Annotated in this window: 22 protein-coding genes and 2 tRNA genes; 11 read left to right on the forward strand and 13 right to left on the reverse strand. The window is 64.4% G+C overall.

Features of this window, described 5'->3' with window-relative positions; translation table 11 throughout:
- Positions 1–13: 13 nt before the first annotated feature.
- Positions 14–562 carry a Ycf66 family protein gene (locus SynRS9909_RS02070; protein ID WP_007100721.1) on the reverse strand — a complete coding sequence of 183 codons (549 nt, stop codon included), beginning with the start codon at positions 560–562 and terminating at the stop codon, positions 14–16.
- Between the two features lie 55 nt (positions 563–617).
- Between SynRS9909_RS02070 and SynRS9909_RS02075 the strand changes: the two genes are divergently transcribed.
- Together SynRS9909_RS02075 and crtR are read left to right on the forward strand one after the other, a co-directional pair.
- A tRNA-Leu gene (locus tag SynRS9909_RS02075) sits at positions 618–699 on the forward strand.
- A gap of 57 nt (positions 700–756) precedes the next feature.
- Complete coding sequence (gene crtR, locus SynRS9909_RS02080; RefSeq protein ID WP_038000872.1) at positions 757–1,761, forward strand: beta-carotene hydroxylase; 1,005 nt, start codon at positions 757–759, stop codon at positions 1,759–1,761.
- A 1-nt stretch (position 1,762) separates the two neighbouring features.
- On the opposite strand, the gene gatC is transcribed toward crtR, so the two are convergent.
- The 4 genes from gatC to SynRS9909_RS02100 are packed head-to-tail and all read right to left on the reverse strand — an operon-like array spanning position 1,763 to position 3,774.
- Positions 1,763–2,056, reverse strand: coding sequence for an Asp-tRNA(Asn)/Glu-tRNA(Gln) amidotransferase subunit GatC (gatC, locus tag SynRS9909_RS02085; protein WP_007100719.1), 294 nt, complete (start codon positions 2,054–2,056; stop codon positions 1,763–1,765).
- Positions 2,053–2,841, reverse strand: coding sequence for a creatininase family protein (locus SynRS9909_RS02090; protein WP_038000871.1), 789 nt, complete (start codon positions 2,839–2,841; stop codon positions 2,053–2,055). Before SynRS9909_RS02090 ends, gatC begins: the two co-directional genes overlap by 4 nt.
- Positions 2,842–2,860: 19 nt before the next feature.
- Positions 2,861–3,004, reverse strand: a complete 144-nt coding sequence (locus SynRS9909_RS02095; protein WP_007100717.1) for a hypothetical protein — start codon at positions 3,002–3,004, stop codon at positions 2,861–2,863.
- A 5-nt stretch (positions 3,005–3,009) separates the two neighbouring features.
- Complete coding sequence (locus SynRS9909_RS02100) at positions 3,010–3,774, reverse strand: queuosine precursor transporter (RefSeq protein WP_240307720.1); 765 nt, start codon at positions 3,772–3,774, stop codon at positions 3,010–3,012.
- A 2-nt stretch (positions 3,775–3,776) separates the two neighbouring features.
- Between SynRS9909_RS02100 and SynRS9909_RS02105 the strand changes: the two genes are divergently transcribed.
- A complete protein-coding gene (locus SynRS9909_RS02105; protein ID WP_007100715.1) occupies positions 3,777–4,418 on the forward strand; it encodes a DNA-3-methyladenine glycosylase in 642 nt (213 codons plus the stop codon).
- A complete protein-coding gene (locus SynRS9909_RS02110; RefSeq protein ID WP_007100714.1) occupies positions 4,415–5,461 on the forward strand; it encodes an aspartate carbamoyltransferase catalytic subunit in 1,047 nt (348 codons plus the stop codon). Before SynRS9909_RS02105 ends, SynRS9909_RS02110 begins: the two co-directional genes overlap by 4 nt.
- Here SynRS9909_RS02110 and SynRS9909_RS02115 read toward each other — a convergent pair.
- From SynRS9909_RS02115 to SynRS9909_RS02140, 6 genes are all read right to left on the reverse strand, one after another.
- Positions 5,404–6,915 (reverse strand): NAD(P)/FAD-dependent oxidoreductase, encoded by a 1,512-nt coding sequence (locus SynRS9909_RS02115; protein ID WP_007100713.1) that lies wholly within the window; start codon positions 6,913–6,915, stop codon positions 5,404–5,406. The genes SynRS9909_RS02110 and SynRS9909_RS02115 overlap by 58 nt on opposite strands.
- Before the next feature lie 77 nt (positions 6,916–6,992).
- Complete coding sequence (locus SynRS9909_RS02120) at positions 6,993–7,334, reverse strand: DUF565 domain-containing protein (protein ID WP_007100712.1); 342 nt, start codon at positions 7,332–7,334, stop codon at positions 6,993–6,995.
- A 253-nt stretch (positions 7,335–7,587) separates the two neighbouring features.
- Positions 7,588–7,788 (reverse strand): hypothetical protein, encoded by a 201-nt coding sequence (locus SynRS9909_RS02125; RefSeq protein WP_007100711.1) that lies wholly within the window; start codon positions 7,786–7,788, stop codon positions 7,588–7,590.
- 42 nt (positions 7,789–7,830) lie between these two features.
- Entirely contained in the window at positions 7,831–7,989 is a 159-nt protein-coding gene (locus tag SynRS9909_RS02130; protein WP_007100710.1) for a hypothetical protein, read from the reverse strand.
- The gene (locus SynRS9909_RS02135; RefSeq protein WP_007100709.1) at positions 7,986–8,147 is read right to left on the reverse strand and encodes a PCP reductase family protein; all 162 of its coding nucleotides are present in this window, start codon (positions 8,145–8,147) and stop codon (positions 7,986–7,988) included. Before SynRS9909_RS02135 ends, SynRS9909_RS02130 begins: the two co-directional genes overlap by 4 nt.
- A gap of 20 nt (positions 8,148–8,167) precedes the next feature.
- A tRNA-Ala gene (locus tag SynRS9909_RS02140) sits at positions 8,168–8,240 on the reverse strand.
- A 57-nt stretch (positions 8,241–8,297) separates the two neighbouring features.
- On the opposite strand from SynRS9909_RS02140, the gene SynRS9909_RS02145 reads away from it, so the two are divergent.
- Together SynRS9909_RS02145 and coaBC are read left to right on the forward strand one after the other, a co-directional pair.
- Complete coding sequence (locus SynRS9909_RS02145; RefSeq protein ID WP_007100708.1) at positions 8,298–8,495, forward strand: DUF2555 domain-containing protein; 198 nt, start codon at positions 8,298–8,300, stop codon at positions 8,493–8,495.
- A gap of 41 nt (positions 8,496–8,536) precedes the next feature.
- On the forward strand, positions 8,537–9,820 hold the full coding sequence (gene coaBC / locus SynRS9909_RS02150) for a bifunctional phosphopantothenoylcysteine decarboxylase/phosphopantothenate--cysteine ligase CoaBC (RefSeq protein WP_255479199.1): 1,284 nt from the start codon (positions 8,537–8,539) through the stop codon (positions 9,818–9,820).
- Here the strand turns inward: coaBC and SynRS9909_RS02155 are convergent.
- The gene (locus SynRS9909_RS02155) at positions 9,793–10,110 is read right to left on the reverse strand and encodes a hypothetical protein (protein ID WP_050752582.1); all 318 of its coding nucleotides are present in this window, start codon (positions 10,108–10,110) and stop codon (positions 9,793–9,795) included. The genes coaBC and SynRS9909_RS02155 overlap by 28 nt on opposite strands.
- A 116-nt stretch (positions 10,111–10,226) precedes the next feature.
- Here SynRS9909_RS02155 and SynRS9909_RS02160 point away from each other — a divergent pair, with 116 nt between their 5' ends.
- From SynRS9909_RS02160 to SynRS9909_RS02180, 5 genes are all read left to right on the forward strand, one after another.
- Positions 10,227–11,051 carry a photosystem II manganese-stabilizing polypeptide gene (locus tag SynRS9909_RS02160; protein WP_007100705.1) on the forward strand — a complete coding sequence of 275 codons (825 nt, stop codon included), beginning with the start codon at positions 10,227–10,229 and terminating at the stop codon, positions 11,049–11,051.
- Positions 11,052–11,171: 120 nt separating this feature from the next.
- Positions 11,172–12,341, forward strand: coding sequence for a sulfate adenylyltransferase (gene sat, locus SynRS9909_RS02165; protein WP_007100704.1), 1,170 nt, complete (start codon positions 11,172–11,174; stop codon positions 12,339–12,341).
- Positions 12,342–12,387: 46 nt separating this feature from the next.
- Positions 12,388–14,238: an ATP-dependent zinc metalloprotease FtsH3 gene (gene ftsH3 / locus SynRS9909_RS02170; RefSeq protein ID WP_007100703.1), complete on the forward strand. Its 1,851-nt coding sequence runs from the start codon at positions 12,388–12,390 to the stop codon at positions 14,236–14,238.
- Between the two features lie 7 nt (positions 14,239–14,245).
- The gene (locus tag SynRS9909_RS02175) at positions 14,246–14,899 is read left to right on the forward strand and encodes a bifunctional 4-hydroxy-2-oxoglutarate aldolase/2-dehydro-3-deoxy-phosphogluconate aldolase (protein ID WP_007100702.1); all 654 of its coding nucleotides are present in this window, start codon (positions 14,246–14,248) and stop codon (positions 14,897–14,899) included.
- Positions 14,900–14,938: 39 nt separating this feature from the next.
- Positions 14,939–15,559 (forward strand): hypothetical protein, encoded by a 621-nt coding sequence (locus SynRS9909_RS02180; RefSeq protein WP_007100701.1) that lies wholly within the window; start codon positions 14,939–14,941, stop codon positions 15,557–15,559.
- Here SynRS9909_RS02180 and aroC read toward each other — a convergent pair.
- Positions 15,537–16,643: a chorismate synthase gene (gene aroC, locus SynRS9909_RS02185; RefSeq protein WP_007100700.1), complete on the reverse strand. Its 1,107-nt coding sequence runs from the start codon at positions 16,641–16,643 to the stop codon at positions 15,537–15,539. The two genes, SynRS9909_RS02180 and aroC, sit on opposite strands and share 23 nt — an antisense overlap.
- Positions 16,644–16,666: the final 23 nt, after the last annotated feature.

The following is a 16,666-nucleotide window of genomic DNA, read 5'->3' on the forward strand; positions in this document are numbered from 1 at the left end:
GTGGCAGAGGGAATTATCCGTCCTGGCCGGAGCTCTCTGCGGCGCCGGTGTCAGCGACGCCGGTGTCAGCGGGCTTGGTGGTTTCGGTGTTGGTGGCCTCGGGGTTGGTCGCCTGGGTCGACGGCTCAGGCCTCACCCAGCGCTTGCCGCTGCGGTTGCTGCCCTCAGGGCGGTCGGGAGCGGCGCTTGGCGGTTTGAGGCTGGCCAGGGCGCTGCCGGTGTTGCCGGCCAGACGACGGATCGCAGCCAGCAACTGCTGCAGGCTGGTGCTCCAGCGTTCACTGGAACGCAGCCGTTGACGTTCCTCCTCGCCAAGCTGGTTCCAGCGCCCCTGGCCAACCTCCACCCCCAGCCGGGTGATCAGCAACGTGGCGCAGACCACGGCCAGCATCGGGGCGCCGCGCAGGCGATCACTGCTGGTCACCAGCACCAGCCCGAGCAGGAGCACCAGGGCTCCCCAGGCGCTGTCGCGGGGGCGGCTCAGCTCGGTGGCGAGCAGGGGCAGCAGCAGCAGGGCCAGACCCGCCAGCAGACAGAGATCCCCTGTGAGGGTGGCCAGCATTCGAGCACTCCGCCGCTTGGGTCCATTCTGGGCCGATGCCTACAGTTCAACTCTTGCCCATCTGGCGGAATTGGTAGACGCGCTGGTTTTAGGTACCAGTGGCTTCGGTCGTGGGGGTTCAAGTCCCCCGGTGGGCATCACTTGTCACCTAGGGTCATAACGCTTCTGGCATGTTGAGAGGGTCGCGTCCACCGATGACACAGGCTTCCGTTCAGGCCGTTGCACCACTGCGTTCCGTGCCGAGGGAATTTCTGGATCCTCCCGGGGTCTGGAATCCCACCGTGGCGCTCTTCCTCGGCGGTTATGGCCTGGCTGCCCTCACGGTGTGGGGATGGTTTGTGGGGGGCTGGCCTCTGCCCTTGCTGCTGATCACCGGGTTTCTTGCCCTGCATCTTGAGGGCACGGTTGTGCACGACGCCTGCCACAAGGCGGCCCATCCGGTGCCCTGGATCAACCAGGCGATGGGCCATGGCTCCGCCCTGCTGCTGGGGTTCAGCTTTCCCGTGTTCACTCGGGTGCATCTCCAGCACCACTCCCATGTGAACGATCCCAAAAACGATCCGGACCACATCGTGAGCACCTTCGGTCCGCTCTGGTTGATCGCGCCGCGCTTCTTTTATCACGAGGTGTTTTTCTTTCAGCGCAAGCTCTGGAGGCGCTGGGAATTGATGCAATGGGGCCTGGAGCGTGCCGTGTTCTTCACGATCATTGCGGCGGCGGTGCGCTTTGGCTTCCTGCCTTTCATCTTCAATTGCTGGTTTGCGCCTGCCCTGATGGTGGGTGTCACATTGGGGTTGTTTTTTGATTACCTTCCCCACCGCCCCTTTCTGTCACGCAACCGCTGGTTGAACGCTCGTGTGTATCCGGGGCGCACGATGAACTGGCTGATCATGGGCCAGAACTATCACCTGGTGCATCACCTCTGGCCGTCGATCCCCTGGTTTGAATACAAGCCGGCCTACGAAGCCACCAAGCCATTGCTGGATGCCAAAGGTTCTCCTCAGCGTCTGGGTCTGTTTGAGACCCGCCATGATCTGGTGAATTTCCTCTACGACATCTTTCTCGGGGTGCGCAGTCACAAGCCCCATGGCAGCAAGATGCGCCCTCTGGCCCGGGTGATGCCCAGCCGCCGCATGCGCCGTGGTTGGTTGAATCTGTTGCAACGCACGGCCGTGACGCCGTCCCGTCGGGGCTCCTGAATCAATCCGCCAGGATCTTCGGCACCCGGAAGAAATCACCCTCCCGCTGCGGCGCCTGATCCAGCAGTTCTTCACGCACCTGAGTGGCCACGACGCGATCGTCGCGGGTGGCATTGATCACCTCCACGGCGCGGGTGGTGGGAGGAACGCCATCGGTGTCCACGGCCTGGAGCTGGTCGACGTAGTCGAGGATGCGCTCCAGCTGGCCGGTGTAGGTGGAGATTGTGTCTTCAGGCAGTTCGAGACGAGCCAGCTGCGCCACCTTGCGCACGTCGTCAGCCGTGATCTTGCTCATGCGGCGTTGAGGAAAGTTTCCAGATCTTCGCGCAGGGCGGTCGCGGCCGTGTCGAGCAGTTCAGCGCCATGGTCTGGCGTGGCCAGGGAGGGATCGGATCCCATGCGGCCGTCGGGGTAACGCGCACGGAAATCAGCCGGACCATGGATGGGCCCGCAGGCAGCCGGCTCCGGCAGGGGGCGCTGCTTGCGCTGCAGGCAGCTGTGCAGATGCAGGGTGAGGGCGATCTCGCTGGGGGTGGCGTGCTGGCCTTCCCGTTCGCCGTAGAGCTCTCGGGCTCGACGCATCACAGGCCCAGCCATGAACCAGTTGGCCAGTTTGCAACGCAAGCGCGGCGCCACCGCGAGGCCGCGGCTCGCAGCTGTGCCGTAGGCCTGGGCGAAGGCGGCTTTGGCGGTGGCGATGTTGCCGCCATGGCCATTCACCACGAAGATGCGCTCGAAGCCATGGCCGGCCAGCGACAGCACCAGGTCGTGCAACACGCTGAGGAGAGTGCTCGGCTGCAGGCTCATGGTGCCGGCGAAGCCCAGGTGGTGCTCGGCCATGCCGAAGGCCTGGGTCGGCGTCACCAGCACACCGCTGCGGCGGCCCAGCTCCAGAGCCACCGCTTCGGCGGTGAGGGCGTCGGTGCCGATCGCTCCTGTGGGGCCGTGCTGTTCGGTGGATCCCAAGGGAAGGATGACGCCGCGGCAGCGTTCCAGGTAGGCCTCCACGTCGGGCCAGGTCTGGAGATCAAGTCGGATGGCGTCAGTGCTGGTGACGGGACCGGGCAGGGGTGATGTCATCAAGCCAGTCTGAACGCCATCAGTGGGCGGTGCCGTTGCCGTCGTATTGATCGGTGTTGTAGTAGCCACCGCGGGTGCCGAAATACAGCGTCGTCAGCACGAACAGACCGCTGCCGAACAGCAGCACGGTGCCGAGGTTGAACGAATGCAGGGCGGCGTCCATGACAGTCAGAGGGTCTCGCTACAGCCTGGCAGCGTTTCGGTCGCTGTCATCCCTGCAGCGGGCACATCCAGCCACTGCCGCAGCCAGCCCGTGAGCCAGATGAACGGCAGGGTGTCAGCGAGGGCTGCCAGTGCCTTGAACAGGTAGCCACTGGCGATGTAGGCCCCCAGTTGGGGCAGCACGGGGTCGTCGCTGCGCAGGGGCAGCACGTGGGCGCCGTAATGGCTGATCAGCACCACGGCGGTGGTGTCCACGAGCTGGCTCACCAGGGTGGAGCCGTTGTTGCGCAACCACAGCGCCTTGCCGTTCGTGCGCTGTTTCCAGAAGTGAAAGAGACGCACATCCACGAACTGGGCGGTGACATAGGCCGCCATCGAGGCTCCCACCGAGCCGAAGGCCAGGCGTTGAATCGCGAAGAACGTGCTCTCTGGCGCTCCTTCCAGTCCCGGCAGGATGCCGCCAAGCCAGAGGATCAGCACCACCCAGCCATTGAGGAGCAGGCCCACCCACACCACCTGGGCTGCCCGTTGTTCTCCCCACAGTTCGCTGATCAGATCGGTGCAGAGAAACGTCACCGGGTAGGGCAGGGCGCCGACGGCAACGACGATCGGCCAGGAGCCGATGTGGCCCAGGTCCAGGAAGCGGGTGAGGCCGAGAATGTTGAGCATGCCCAGCGTGCCTAGAAACAGGCCCGACAGCACTAGGAAAACGAGTGTGCGGCGTGCCTGGTGATCGGGAGTCATCCGGTTGGCGCCAGCAGGCTTGCCCATGATTGAGGGACGCTCGGCTTCTGTCTATCGCTCCCTCAGCTCTTCCCCAGGCCTTCTTCGCGCGCCCCGCCCAGCGGGTCGCCCCCGACCTGATCGGCTGCCTGCTGGTGAAACGCCAAGCGGATGGCGAGTTGCTGTGGGGCGTGATTGTGGAAACGGAGGCGTATTCCCAGGAGGAGCCTGCCTGCCATGGCTACCGCCGCCGCAGCCCCAGCAACGAAACCCTGTTTGGTGAGCCTGGGCGGTTTTACGTGTATGTGAGCTATGGCATTCACCACTGCGTGAATGTGGTGACCGATCGGGCCGACTGGGCCAATGGCGTGCTGCTGCGGGCGGTGGCATTGCCGGGCGAGCCTGAGCGGGTGGCGGCGGGGCCTGGGCTGCTGGCCCGGCGCTTCGGCATCGACCGAGCTCATGACAGCTGGTCCGTCTGTGGTGAGAATGACCTGTGGCTGGCTCCCCGGCCTTCCGTTCTCGGTCATCCTGAGCTTGTGAGCACCACACGGATCGGCATTGCTCAGGGCCAGGATTGGCCCTGGCGTTGGTATCTCAAGGCCAGTCGGAGCGTCAGCCGGCGGGCGAGCGGCGATCGGATGCCAACAAAGGCACAGGCCTGGAGCCCTGAGGGGATCAGCGCGGTATGAGCGCCTGGAGCCATCGCCACATTCTCGATCTCGCCGCCTTCTCGCGGGAGGATTTCGCTGCCGTGCTCGAGTTGGCCCACCGCTTCCGGGCCCTGCCCGTGACCGGTGCCCGCAAGCTGCCCGCGCTTCAGGGGCGCTTGGTGGCCACGCTCTTTTTCGAGCCCAGCACCCGCACCCGCAGCAGCTTCGAGCTGGCGGCCCGCCGACTATCGGCCGACGTGGCAAGTTTTTCGCCCGCCAGCAGCTCCCTCAGCAAGGGAGAGTCGCTGCTCGACACCGCGCGCACCTACGTGGCGATGGGGGCCGATGTGTTGGTGGTGCGCCATCAGTGCACCAGTGTTCCCCAGCAGCTGGCGGAGGCCTTGGAGGCGGCCGGAGAGCGCACCGTGGTGCTCAACGGTGGCGATGGACTCCACAGCCATCCCAGCCAGGGACTGCTGGATCTCTACACCCTGGCCCAGGTTTTCGACCCTCTGCACCCTCTGCCCGAGGCCCTGCGGGGCAAGCGGATCCTGATCGTGGGCGACATTCTCCATTCCCGGGTGGCCCGCTCCAATCTCTGGGCCCTGACGGCCTGCGGCGCGGAGGTGGTGCTCTGCGGCCCTCCCAGTTTGGTGCCGCCGCAGTTCGCCGCCTTTGTGGAGGCGCCTCCTCCAGGGCAACCTGGGGATCCGGTGCCGCAGCGGGGCCGGATCAGCGTGATCCATGACCTTGATGCCGCCCTGCCAGGCGTTGATGCCGTGATGACGCTGCGTCTGCAGAAGGAGCGCATGCGCCAGCACCTGCTGACGGATCTCGACCGCTATCACCGCGCCTATGGACTGAGCCATGCCCGTTTGCAACGCTGCGGCAAGCCGGTGCCTGTGCTCCACCCGGGGCCGGTGAATCGGGGGGTGGAGATGACCGGGGCCCTGCTCGATGATCGGCGTTGCTGCCTGGTGGAGGAGCAGGTGCGGAACGGCGTGCCGATCCGCATGGCCCTGCTCTATTTGATGGCGGCGGTGGAGTCTTCAGCGGAATCGGCGCTGGGTTCGCCGGCCTGATCCCCCAGGCCGGACACGTGATTGGAGTAGTAGTCGATCGCTGCCTTGAGGGCAGCATCGGGGGAGGCGATCGAGGGGCCGCTGCCGCTCTTCATCGGGAAGGGCGCATCCGGTGCATCCAGGCCCATGTGCTGGCTCGGCATGCCGGTGAGCAGCATGGAGGCACGCTCCTGCGACACCACGGCGAACAACCACTTGATCAAAAGGGAGATGCGGTTCTCGGTGTTGGGCATGAAGGCCAGGTGGGCGACCGCCCAGAGCAGCCAGCCGATGCCGCCGGAGAATTTGAAGCCGCGCAGGTCGGCCACGGCCGAGACCCGATCGAGCACGGCCATGCTGCCGAAGTCAAACCAGCTGAAGTTGGGCCGATTGCTTCCGGCCACGATCGCGGCGATGTCTTTGCCGACGAAACCGCCGGCCTGGGTGGCGGGCCCTGCCATTCCAGGCAGCGGCTTGCCGTCCTTGGTGTGCGTGTAGCAGCAGAGATCTCCCACCACCCGGATTTCTGGGTGCCCTTTCACGGAGAAGTCGGGCTCCACCACCACCCGGCCGCCACGATCGAGATCACAGTCGATTTCCTCCGCCAACTTGCGGCCGAGGTGGGAGGGGCGCACGCCGGCGGTCCAGATCACCGTGGCCGCCTGCAGGCGACGATCACCTTCCGGTGTGCCAACCGTGACTTCGCCGGGACGCATGGTCTGAACGCGTCCCTTGAAGAGCATCTCCACCCCGAGGCCTTCCAGGGTTTTGCGGGCCGACTCCGAGAGCATCTCCGGCATCGCCCGGAGCACCCGATCACCGGGATCCACCAGCACGATCCGCGTGGTGTCGGGGTTCAATTGCCGAAACTCCCGACGCATGGCGTTGCGCATCAGTTCCGAGACGGCGCCGGCCATTTCACAGCCGGTCGGGCCGCCACCCACGATCACCACGGTCTGCAGGAATTGACGCACCTGGGGATCGGGAGTCTGTTCCGCCTGTTCCAGCGCCATCAGAAGACGGCGGCGGATTTCCTCAGCGTGCTCAAGGATCTTCATCGGTGGCGCGAAGGTGCGCCAGTCTTCATGGCCGAAGAAGGTGCTGCCCGAGCCGGTCGCCAAGACCAGGTGGTCGTAGCTGTAGGCCTTGCCGTTGAAGACGATCTGTTTCCCGGCCGGGTGGATCTGGGTGACCTCTCCGAGCAACACCTGCACATTGCGCTGCTTGCCCACCAGCTGGCGCAGCGGTGTGGCGACATCACCGCGCGACACCAGACCGGTGGCCACCTGATACAGCAGGGGCTGGAACAGGTTGAAATTGCGTTTGTCGATCAGAGTGATGCGCACTTCAGCGTTGGCCAGGGCCTTGCAGGCGCGTACGCCGGCAAAACCACCTCCCACGATCACCACGTGGGGGGCATGGCGCAGCCGCTCCTCAGGGGGCTCCAGCTCCAGGAAGAAATGCTCACCAGCCATGGGGCTTCGCTTCGATGCTCTGTCTCCGCAGACTATGGAGAACCGCCCGTTTTGTCTGTGCCCTTCAAACGGGCCCGTCACAGCAGCTTGAAGCCCTCGAGCAGAAGGCCATACAGCAGTCCGATCCTGGCCATGTCGAGCATTTGGACGCTCAGCCCACCCCGCAGGTCGGGGCGCCAGGAGCGGCGGAGGCGCACCATCACCTCCCAGATCACCACCGTCACCAGGGCGGCGATCGGATCCATCAAGCCGCTGGCACCGGCGATGCTGCCAATGGCGTTGCCGAGGAAGAACCCCGTCATCAGAACGATCAGCAGCAATGAACCCCGCCGCCAGGGGTTCTGCGCCCACTCACTCAGGCGTGTCGTCCATTCACCAACGCGGGTCTGCAGCCGAGTGGATTGCAGGCGGGAGGTCATGGCCCTGCAAGACGAACTGACTGCAGAAGAGGTTGGTTAAGAAAAAGTGGCAGGGAATCGTCCCAAGGATCCCCATCACCCAGCCCGAAGCCCTGCCAAGGCCTGTATACACCAAATAGGGAGAATGTGCCGTTGCCAAACACTACTGATAGGGTTTCGCGATCGCTCGCTCCGATCACGTCGGGCTGGCTGATGGGATTGGCATCAACAAAGCCTTTGTCGAGCGATTTGGCAAGAGGGCTAGCGCAGGATCTCAGTCTGATTCGGCCTTGGCTTTGCGTGAACCCTTGCCTTCCAGCAGTTCCAGCAACGCTTCCATCTGGGCCATGACGCCGCGCACCTCTCCCGCTTCCGGAAGCAGGCCGTCTTCCATGACGCCTTGATGCATCTCGCGCAATTCCTGTCGGATGTAGCGCAGATGACTCACCACCTGTTCCCGTTTGGACTGTGACATTGCTGCGGCGACCCTTCAGCCTCCCTTTTACCAAATTGCGGGTCAGCCCCTGCGACCCGACCGCCCGAGTTGTCCGGCCAGGGCAATCAACCCGAAGGTGAGCAGAGCCGAAGGCCTGGCGATCACACTGAGGGTTGCCAGACAGCCCAGCCCTGTCAGCCAGGTGGATCGGCGCATCGCGATGGGCGAGGGGAAGGTCATGGCTGCCCGAAGCGGGCGCGCGCCTCTGTGTAAAAACTGAGATCGATCGGATCCCGCTTCGACTCCCGGGCCATGGCTTCGATGCGTTTCCGCACGGCAGGCCGCACGAAGAAAGGCACTTCTTTGAGAGCCTGCTCGGCTTCGCTGGTCCAGTTCATCCGCGCTGACGGATCCTCGATGGAGAATAGGAGATTCGAACTCCTGACCTCTGCGGTGCGATCGCAGCGCTCTACCAGCTGAGCTAATTCCCCGATGAAGGGAATGTAGCGCTGTCCTCCAGGCAAAATGAAGCAGATGTCAGCGCCGCCATGACGCAGGATCGACTCGACGCTTTTGACGAAGAGGCTGTCGCTGTGCTGGCGCAACGGCTGGAGGAGGACGACTACCCTTCGCCCTTCGCCGGTCTCGACGATTGGCATCTGTTGCGGGCTCTCGCCATCCATCGACCGGATCTGACGCGTCCCTACGTCCATCTGATCGATCAGGAACCCTTCGATGAGGACTGAGTCGTTTGTCCGGGCCTGATCGTTTCGTTTCGGGCCCACTGGTGGGCAGGCGTGTGCTTGTCGCGGCCAGCGGCAGCATCGCTGCAGTCAAGACCCCTTTGTTGGTGAGTGCTCTTGTGCGTGCCGGTGCGGAGGTGCGCTGCCTGCTCACCCCCAGCGCCGCCAGGCTGGTGAGTCCGGTGGCGCTGGCCTGCCTCAGCCGGCATCGCTGTTATCAGGACGTCGACCAATGGCAGCCGAGCGAACCGCGCCCACTCCACATCGACTTGGCCGAATGGGCCGAGCTGGTGATCGTTGCTCCCCTCAGCGCCACAAGCCTGGCCCGATGGACGCAGGGGTTGGCGGATGGCCTGCTGGCCGGGGTGCTGCTGGCCTGCGAGCGGCCGGTGCTGGCGGCCGCGGCCATGAACACCGGCATGTGGACCCAGGCCGCCGTGCGCCGCAATTGGCAGCAGCTGCAGGTTGATCCGCGGGTGTGGGCCCTCGATCCTGCCGCGGGTCTGCTGGCCTGCGATCGCATCGGCGATGGACGGATGGCGTCGCCCGAGTTGATTGAACTGGCTGCCGTCCATGCTCTGATGCAGGCCGACCCGGACGGCCACCTGCCCAGGGACTGGGCCGGGCGCAGGCTGCTGGTGTCTGCGGGGCCGACGCTGGAAGCGCTTGACCCGGCGCGCTTGATCAGCAATCGCAGCAGTGGGCGCATGGGAGTGTTGATCGCCCAGGCGGCTCGGCTGCGGGGTGCTGCGGTCACGCTCGTGCATGGTCCGCTCAACCTGCCTGAGGCCTGGCTGGAGGGGCTGTCTTGTGAACCGGTCGAGAGCGCCGTGCAGATGGGGCGGGCCCTGGAGGCCCGCTGGCCTGAGGCCGACGCCCTGGTGATGGCCGCTGCCGTCGCTGACTGGCGGCGACGCGGTGGTCCGGCGGCGTCGAAAGCCAGCAAGGACACCACGGCGGCGGCGCTCGTGGGCGACCTGGAGCTTGTGCCCGATCTCCTGGCGACATTGGTGCAAACCAGACGGCGCGACCAGGTCTGCCTCGGTTTTGCCGCCCTCAGCGGCGATGACGCCACCCTTCAGGAGCGGGCCGACGCCAAGATCAGGGCGAAGCGCTGCGACTGGCTGTTCGCCAACCCGATCGATCGGCCTGGGCAGGGCTTCGGCGAGGCCGCTAACGGTGGCTGGTTGCTGGGGCTGGAGCGTACGCCGGCGGCGGAGACGACGCTGGAGTCGATCCCAGCGATGGACAAATCACTCCTGGCCCACACGCTGCTGGACCGGCTGCTCGAACGTTTGGATCAGGCGGCCATGCCCGCCGGATCCTGATCGAGCAGTTCGATGAACGTTTTCAACTGAAGGCGGGGGATGTAGGGCCAACCGCCACTGCGTTCCATCGCCTGAAGCAAGGTGAAGAGCTTGTTGCGATCTTCGGGAAGACTGCTTCGGAAGGGGCCGTCCTGAATGCTGCGATGCAGGCCCTCAATGCTGCGCAGGATCTCCAGCAGTGCTTCAGGCTGGTCGCTGCACGCTTCGGCAAGGTCCTGCAGGGCGGTGAGCAGGGGGACCAGCCGCTCCTGCAGTGCTCCCGGGGGAGTGGTGGCGTCGGGGCTGGACACGGGATCGCGACGGGTTGTTGAGAGCTGCAAAAGGCTAGCCAAACCTCCGGTTTGACCCCTGTAGGATCCGCCTGATCGGTGGATACCGTCGTCGTCTGGCCATTCGGCTTCCTTTCATGAGCATCCGTCCCCTGCTGGCCCTGGTGCTGGCTCTCTGTCTCACCCTGGTCACTGCATGCAGTGGTGGTGCCCAGGCGGTCGACCGCTCCAGTGCCACCCGTTACGAAGACATCGTCAACACGGGCAAGGCGAACGATTGCCCGACCCTGTCTGATGCCGCCCGTGGCTCCATTGCGCTCGATATCGGCGGTTCCTATGAATTGCGCGATGTCTGCATGCACCCCTTGCAGGTGTCTGTGAAGGGCGAGCCCGCCAACAAGCGCCAGGAAGCCCAGTTCGTGGAAGGCAAGATTCTGACGCGCTACACCTCCAGCCTTGATGAGGTGTATGGCGACCTTGAAGTGAGCGAGGAGGGTCTCAGCTTCTCGGAAAAGGGTGGCATCGATTTCCAGCCGATCACCGTGCTCATTCCAGGTGGTGAGGAGTATCCCTTCACTTTCTCCAGTAAGAATCTCCAGGCCAAGGCATCGGGAGCCGCCATCACCACCAGCACTGATTTTGAAGGCACCTATCGCACCCCCAGCTATCGCACCAGCAACTTCATCGACCCCAAGGGTCGGGCCCTGACCACCGGTGTCGACTACCCCCAGGGACTGATCGGCCTGGGTGGTGATTACGAGGAGCTGCAGACCGAGAACGTCAAGCGCTACATCGATGGCACCGGTGTGATGAGCCTGTCGATCACGAAGGTTGATCCGGAGACCGGTGAATTCGCTGGTGTGTTCACCGCCATACAGCCCTCCGACTCCGATATGGGTGGTCGCGAAATCGTGGATGTGAAGATCACTGGTGAGCTTTACGGCCGTCTGGAAGAGGCCTGATCCCCTGATCAGGCTGTCCACTCTGGGATCGAGGGGGGCGTTGCCCCCCTTTTTTGATGCCGATCCGGGGGTGTGATCTGGGAGAATCGCGCCGTCTCCCGATCGATCGCCGCGCCTGTCATGACTGCCACCACCTCCAGTTCTCAGGCCTCCGGCGTGATCGCCCCCTATGGCGGCACCCTGGTGGATCTGATGGTGCCCGCCAGCGAGCAGGCAGCCGTCAAGGCGTCGGCTTCCACCAGCATCGAGTGCTCCGATCGCAATGCCTGCGATGTGGAGCTGTTGGTGGTGGGAGGGTTCTCCCCCGAGCGTGGCTTCATGCATCGCGCCGACTATGAGGCGGTGGTGGCGGGGCATCGCACCACCTCCGGCTACCTCTTCGGCCTGCCGATCGTGATGGACACCGATCGGCAGGATCTGGCCATTGGCGACAAGGTGCTGCTGACTTACCAGGGCCAGGACCTGGCGGTGCTCACCATCGAGGACAAGTGGGAGCCCGACAAGGTTGTGGAGGCCAAGGGCTGCTACGGAACCACGTCGCTGGAGCATCCGGCGGTGCGCATGATCGCCACAGAGCGTCGTCGTTTTTATCTCGGTGGCCTGGTACAGGGGCTGGAGCTGCCGAAGCGGGTGTTCCCGTGCAAGACGCCGGCGGAGGTGCGGGCTGGCCTGCCGGAAGGTGAAGACGTGGTGGCCTTCCAGTGCCGCAATCCGATCCATCGCGCCCACTACGAACTGTTCACCCGGGCGCTCCACGCCAGCAATGTGAGCGAGAACGCTGTGGTGCTGGTTCATCCCACCTGCGGCCCCACCCAGCAGGACGACATTCCCGGCACGGTGCGGTTTCAGACTTATGAGCGACTCGCCGCCGAGGTGGAGAACCCCCGCATCCGCTGGGCCTACCTGCCCTACGCCATGCACATGGCGGGGCCTCGCGAGGCGCTCCAGCACATGATCATTCGCCGCAATTACGGCTGCACCCACTTCATCATCGGCCGCGATATGGCTGGTTGTAAGTCGTCGCTCACTGGCGAGGACTTCTACGGCCCTTATGACGCTCAGAACTTTGCCAAGGAGTGTGCCCCTGAGCTCATGATGGAAACCGTGCCCTCGCTCAACCTCGTGTACACCGAGGAAGAGGGGTATGTGACTGCTGAGCATGCGGAGGCCCGTGGGCTGCATGTGAAGAAGCTCAGCGGCACCCAGTTCCGCAAGCTGCTCCGCAGCGGCGAGGAGATCCCTGAATGGTTCGCCTTCCGTAGCGTGGTGGACGTGCTGCGGGCCGCCTGAGCTCTCAGGAACCCATTAACATTCCTTCATCAGAGGCGAAACAACCTTGAACAAGCGCTGGCGCAATGTGGGGCTCTACGTGCTCCTCGTCGTGGTCGTGATCGTGGTGGGTACCGCCTTCCTCGAACGACCGGATCCATCCACAGCGGCCCGCACCCTTCGCTATAGCGACTTCGTGGAGGCGGTGCAGGACAACCAGGTCAGCCGGGTGTTGATCTCACCTGATCGGGGCACCGCCCAGGTGGTGGAGAACGATGGTCGCCGCGCTGAGGTGAACCTCGCCCCCGACAAGGACCTGCTTAAGCTGCTCACCGAGCACAACGTGGACATCGCCGTGCAGCCCACCCGGCAGCCCGGTGCCTGGCAGCAGGCAGCCGGCAGCCTGATTTTCCCCCTGCTGCTTCTGGGGGGGCTGTTCTTCCTGTTCCGTCGCGCTCAGGGGGGCGGCGGTGGCGGCAACCCGGCCATGAATTTCGGCAAGAGCAAGGCGCGGGTGCAAATGGAGCCTTCCACGCAGATCACCTTCGGGGATGTGGCGGGGATTGAAGGCGCCAAGCTTGAGCTCACCGAGGTCGTGGATTTCCTCAAGAACCCCGACCGTTTCACCGCCGTCGGTGCCAAGATCCCCAAGGGTGTTCTGCTGGTGGGGCCTCCCGGAACAGGCAAAACCCTTCTCGCCAAGGCCGTGGCTGGAGAAGCTGGCGTTCCGTTCTTCTCGATCTCCGGCTCCGAGTTCGTGGAGATGTTTGTGGGCGTCGGTGCCAGCCGTGTGCGCGATCTGTTCGAGCAGGCCAAGAAAAACGCCCCCTGCATCGTGTTCATCGATGAGATCGATGCGGTCGGGCGTCAGCGTGGCGCTGGTCTGGGCGGCGGCAACGACGAGCGTGAACAAACCCTCAACCAGCTGCTCACCGAGATGGATGGCTTCGAGGGCAACACCGGCATCATCATCGTGGCGGCCACCAATCGCCCCGACGTGCTGGATGCGGCCCTGATGCGTCCTGGTCGCTTTGACCGTCAGGTGGTGGTGGATCGTCCTGATTACAGCGGTCGCCTTCAGATTCTCCAGGTTCATGCCCGTGGCAAGACCCTGGCGAAGGATGTGGATCTCGACAAGGTGGCTCGCCGCACGCCCGGCTTCACCGGCGCCGATCTGTCCAATTTGCTCAATGAGGCCGCCATCCTCGCGGCTCGTCGTGAACTCACCGAAGTGAGTAACGATGAAATCAGTGATGCGATCGAGCGGGTGATGGCCGGTCCGGAGAAGAAGGACCGGGTGATGAGTGAACGGCGGAAGCGACTGGTTGCTTATCACGAAGCGGGGCATGCCCTCGTCGGTGCGCTCATGCCCGATTACGACCCGGTGCAGAAGATTTCGATCATTCCCCGCGGTCAGGCCGGTGGTCTCACCTTCTTCACCCCCAGTGAGGAGCGGATGGAATCGGGGCTTTACTCCCGTGCTTATCTGCAGAACCAGATGGCTGTGGCGCTCGGTGGTCGCGTTGCTGAGGAGATCGTCTACGGCGAAGACGAAGTCACCACCGGTGCCTCCAACGATCTGCAGCAGGTGGCTCAGGTGGCCCGCCAGATGGTCACCCGCTTCGGCATGAGTGACAAGCTGGGCCCGGTGGCGCTGGGCCGTGCCCAGGGCGGCATGTTCCTGGGGCGCGACATCGCCGCGGAGCGCGATTTTTCGGAAGACACCGCAGCCACCATCGATGAGGAGGTTTCTGATCTCGTGTCGGTCGCTTACAAGCGGGCCACCCAGGTGCTCACGCAGAATCGTTCCGTGCTCGATGAACTGGCCGAGATGCTGGTGGATCAGGAAACGGTCGACGCGGAGGATCTGCAGGAGCTGCTGATGCGTCGCGACGTCCGGGTTGCCGAATACGTCTGATTCAGGCGTGGCCGACCACTCCCGCTGGCGTAAGCGTCAGCGGGAGTTGATCGTGTCGCTTCGATCCCATCCGCTCCTGATGGTGTTCCGACCCGATCCTGCCGATCTCAGCGCGATTGATGTCTCACGCACCCGGCTGTGCGGCTGGATCGATCAGCTCTCCGATCGGGGCGTTCGCCATGTGGAGCTGGCCTGGTCAAATTCCCCCCAATGGCCTGATCTGATCCGTGCTCTGCAGCAGCGTCACCCGCGACTGAGCATCGGTGCCGCTTCGATTCGCTGCCAACGCGCGCTTGAGCAAGCGGCGGAGCTGGGATTGACCTACGCGATGTCGCCTTGCCTTGATGAGGTTCTGTTGGCGTTGGCTCGGCGCCTCGATCTGGTGCTTGTGCCCGGAGTGATGACGCCGTCGGAGATCCATCGTGCTGTGACCTGCGGATGTGAGCTGGTGAAACTGTTCCCTGCCGCCAGCCTCGGCATCGACTACCACCGCCTGCTGGCGGCGCCGATGGCACCGTTGCCCTTCATGATTGCCGCCGGTGGTTTACGGGCTGATGGCTTGCGGGCCTGGCTGGCTGCTGGCTATGACGCGATCGCCCTGGGCCGTTCAGCGATCGTGGCTGAAGGCCTTGACCCAGCCCTGGATGAGTGGTTGACGTGAGACTTGGATGCTACAGAGGAGATAGACGTCTGTGGTTCTATGTCTCAACTCTCGATTCAATTGAGTGACAAGGCCGATGCCCTGATCGCTCAGCTGCAGAAGGAGATCTTCAATCGACGGCGCAAGAAGGTCACCGCTGCCGGCGTGGTGGAGTCTCTGGTCGAAAGTGGTGCCCGCTCCCAGTCTGATAAGCGCTTTGCCACATCCTGGGCCAACCTGATCAAAGACATCGAGAAAGCGGCCAAACTCGCGGATGCGCATGGCAGTAAGCCGTCGTCACTCAGCGACGAGGAGTGGGTGCTGGTGTTGAGCCACCGGGCGCGCCTGGGCACAACCTCTGGCAGCAGGAAGCCTGCGAAACGGGCAACAACGCGCAAGCCAGCTGCGGCCAACACAACCGCCGCGAAAACAGCCCCTGCGAAAACAGCTTCAGCGAAAACAGCCGTGGCCAAAAAGCCCCCAGCCCGCGCCGCTGCTGCTGATCAAGCTCCAGAGAGCAAGCCCAGGCCGGCCAGGCGCGCCCGCAAGAGTGCCGCCGCCGGTTCCACCAACACCTCGGTCGCCAAGCGCATGGCCAAGGCGGTGGGTCGCCTCGGCTCCACCCCCTTGCCTTCCCTCACCAGCGGCGGCAACGGCATCAGCTCTCCGGCCCGGAGCTGAGCAGGCTGCACTGGCCGTGCTGGCGGAGCAGATGGTCCGCCAGCACCAGGTTCACCATCGCTTCCACCATCGGCACCGCACGGGGCAACACGCAGGGGTCGTGACGCCCTTTGGCGGCCAGGGTGGTGGCCTCGCCGGCAGCATTGATGGTCTCTTGTTCGCGGCGGATCGTGGCCGTTGGTTTGAAGCCCACCCGGATCAGGATCGGTTCGCCGTTGCTGATGCCCCCCTGGATGCCGCCGGAGTTGTTGGTGGCGGTGCGCAACCGGCCGTCGGTGCTGGGGAGGAAGGCATCGTTGTGCTCACTGCCCTTCAGGAGGGTGCCCGCAAAGCCTGAGCCGATCTCAAACCCCTTCGTGGCGGGAAGCGACATCACCGCTTTGGCGAGATCAGCCTCGAGCTTGTCGAACACCGGCATGCCCAGCCCCACCGGCGGGCGTCGCACCACGCATTCGATCACGCCACCGCAGGAGTCGCCGTCGCGGCCGATCGCCTCGATGCGCTCGATCATGCGCTCGGCCATGGCGGTATCGGGGCAGCGCACGATGGTGGCTTCCACATCGGCCCGCTGCACCTGGGCAGGGTCCACTTTAGCTTCCAGGTCGTGGATGCGTGTCACCCAGGCGATCACCTCCGTGCCATGGATTGTGTGAAGAAGCTGTCGCGCGATCGCCCCAGCCGCCACGCGACCGATGGTTTCACGGGCTGAGGCGCGACCGCCGCCGCTGCGGGCCTGAATGCCGTATTTCGCTTGATAGGTGGCATCGGCATGGGAGGGGCGGAAGGCCACGTCCATCTCCCGATAGTCCTGGGGGCGTTGGTCCTTGTTGCGCACCAGCATCGCGATCGGTGTGCCCAGAGTCACGCCGTCAAGCAGGCCGCTGAGGATCTCCACCTGGTCGGCTTCGTTGCGCGGTGTGGTGATTTTGCTCTGGCCCGGTCTGCGCCGGTCGAGCTCCGCCTGAATGGCCGCCAGATCGAGTGGAAGCCTCGGCGGGCAGCCATCCACGATCACCCCCACGCCACCGCCATGGGATTCGCCGAAGGTGCTGATGCGAAACAGTTCGCCGAAACTGCTGCCCATGGGATCTCTGCGCTGGCTAGAGC

Origin of the sequence: Synechococcus sp. RS9909 (assembly GCF_014279595.1) — a bacterium.
GTDB lineage: Bacteria > Cyanobacteriota > Cyanobacteriia > PCC-6307 > Cyanobiaceae > Synechococcus_C.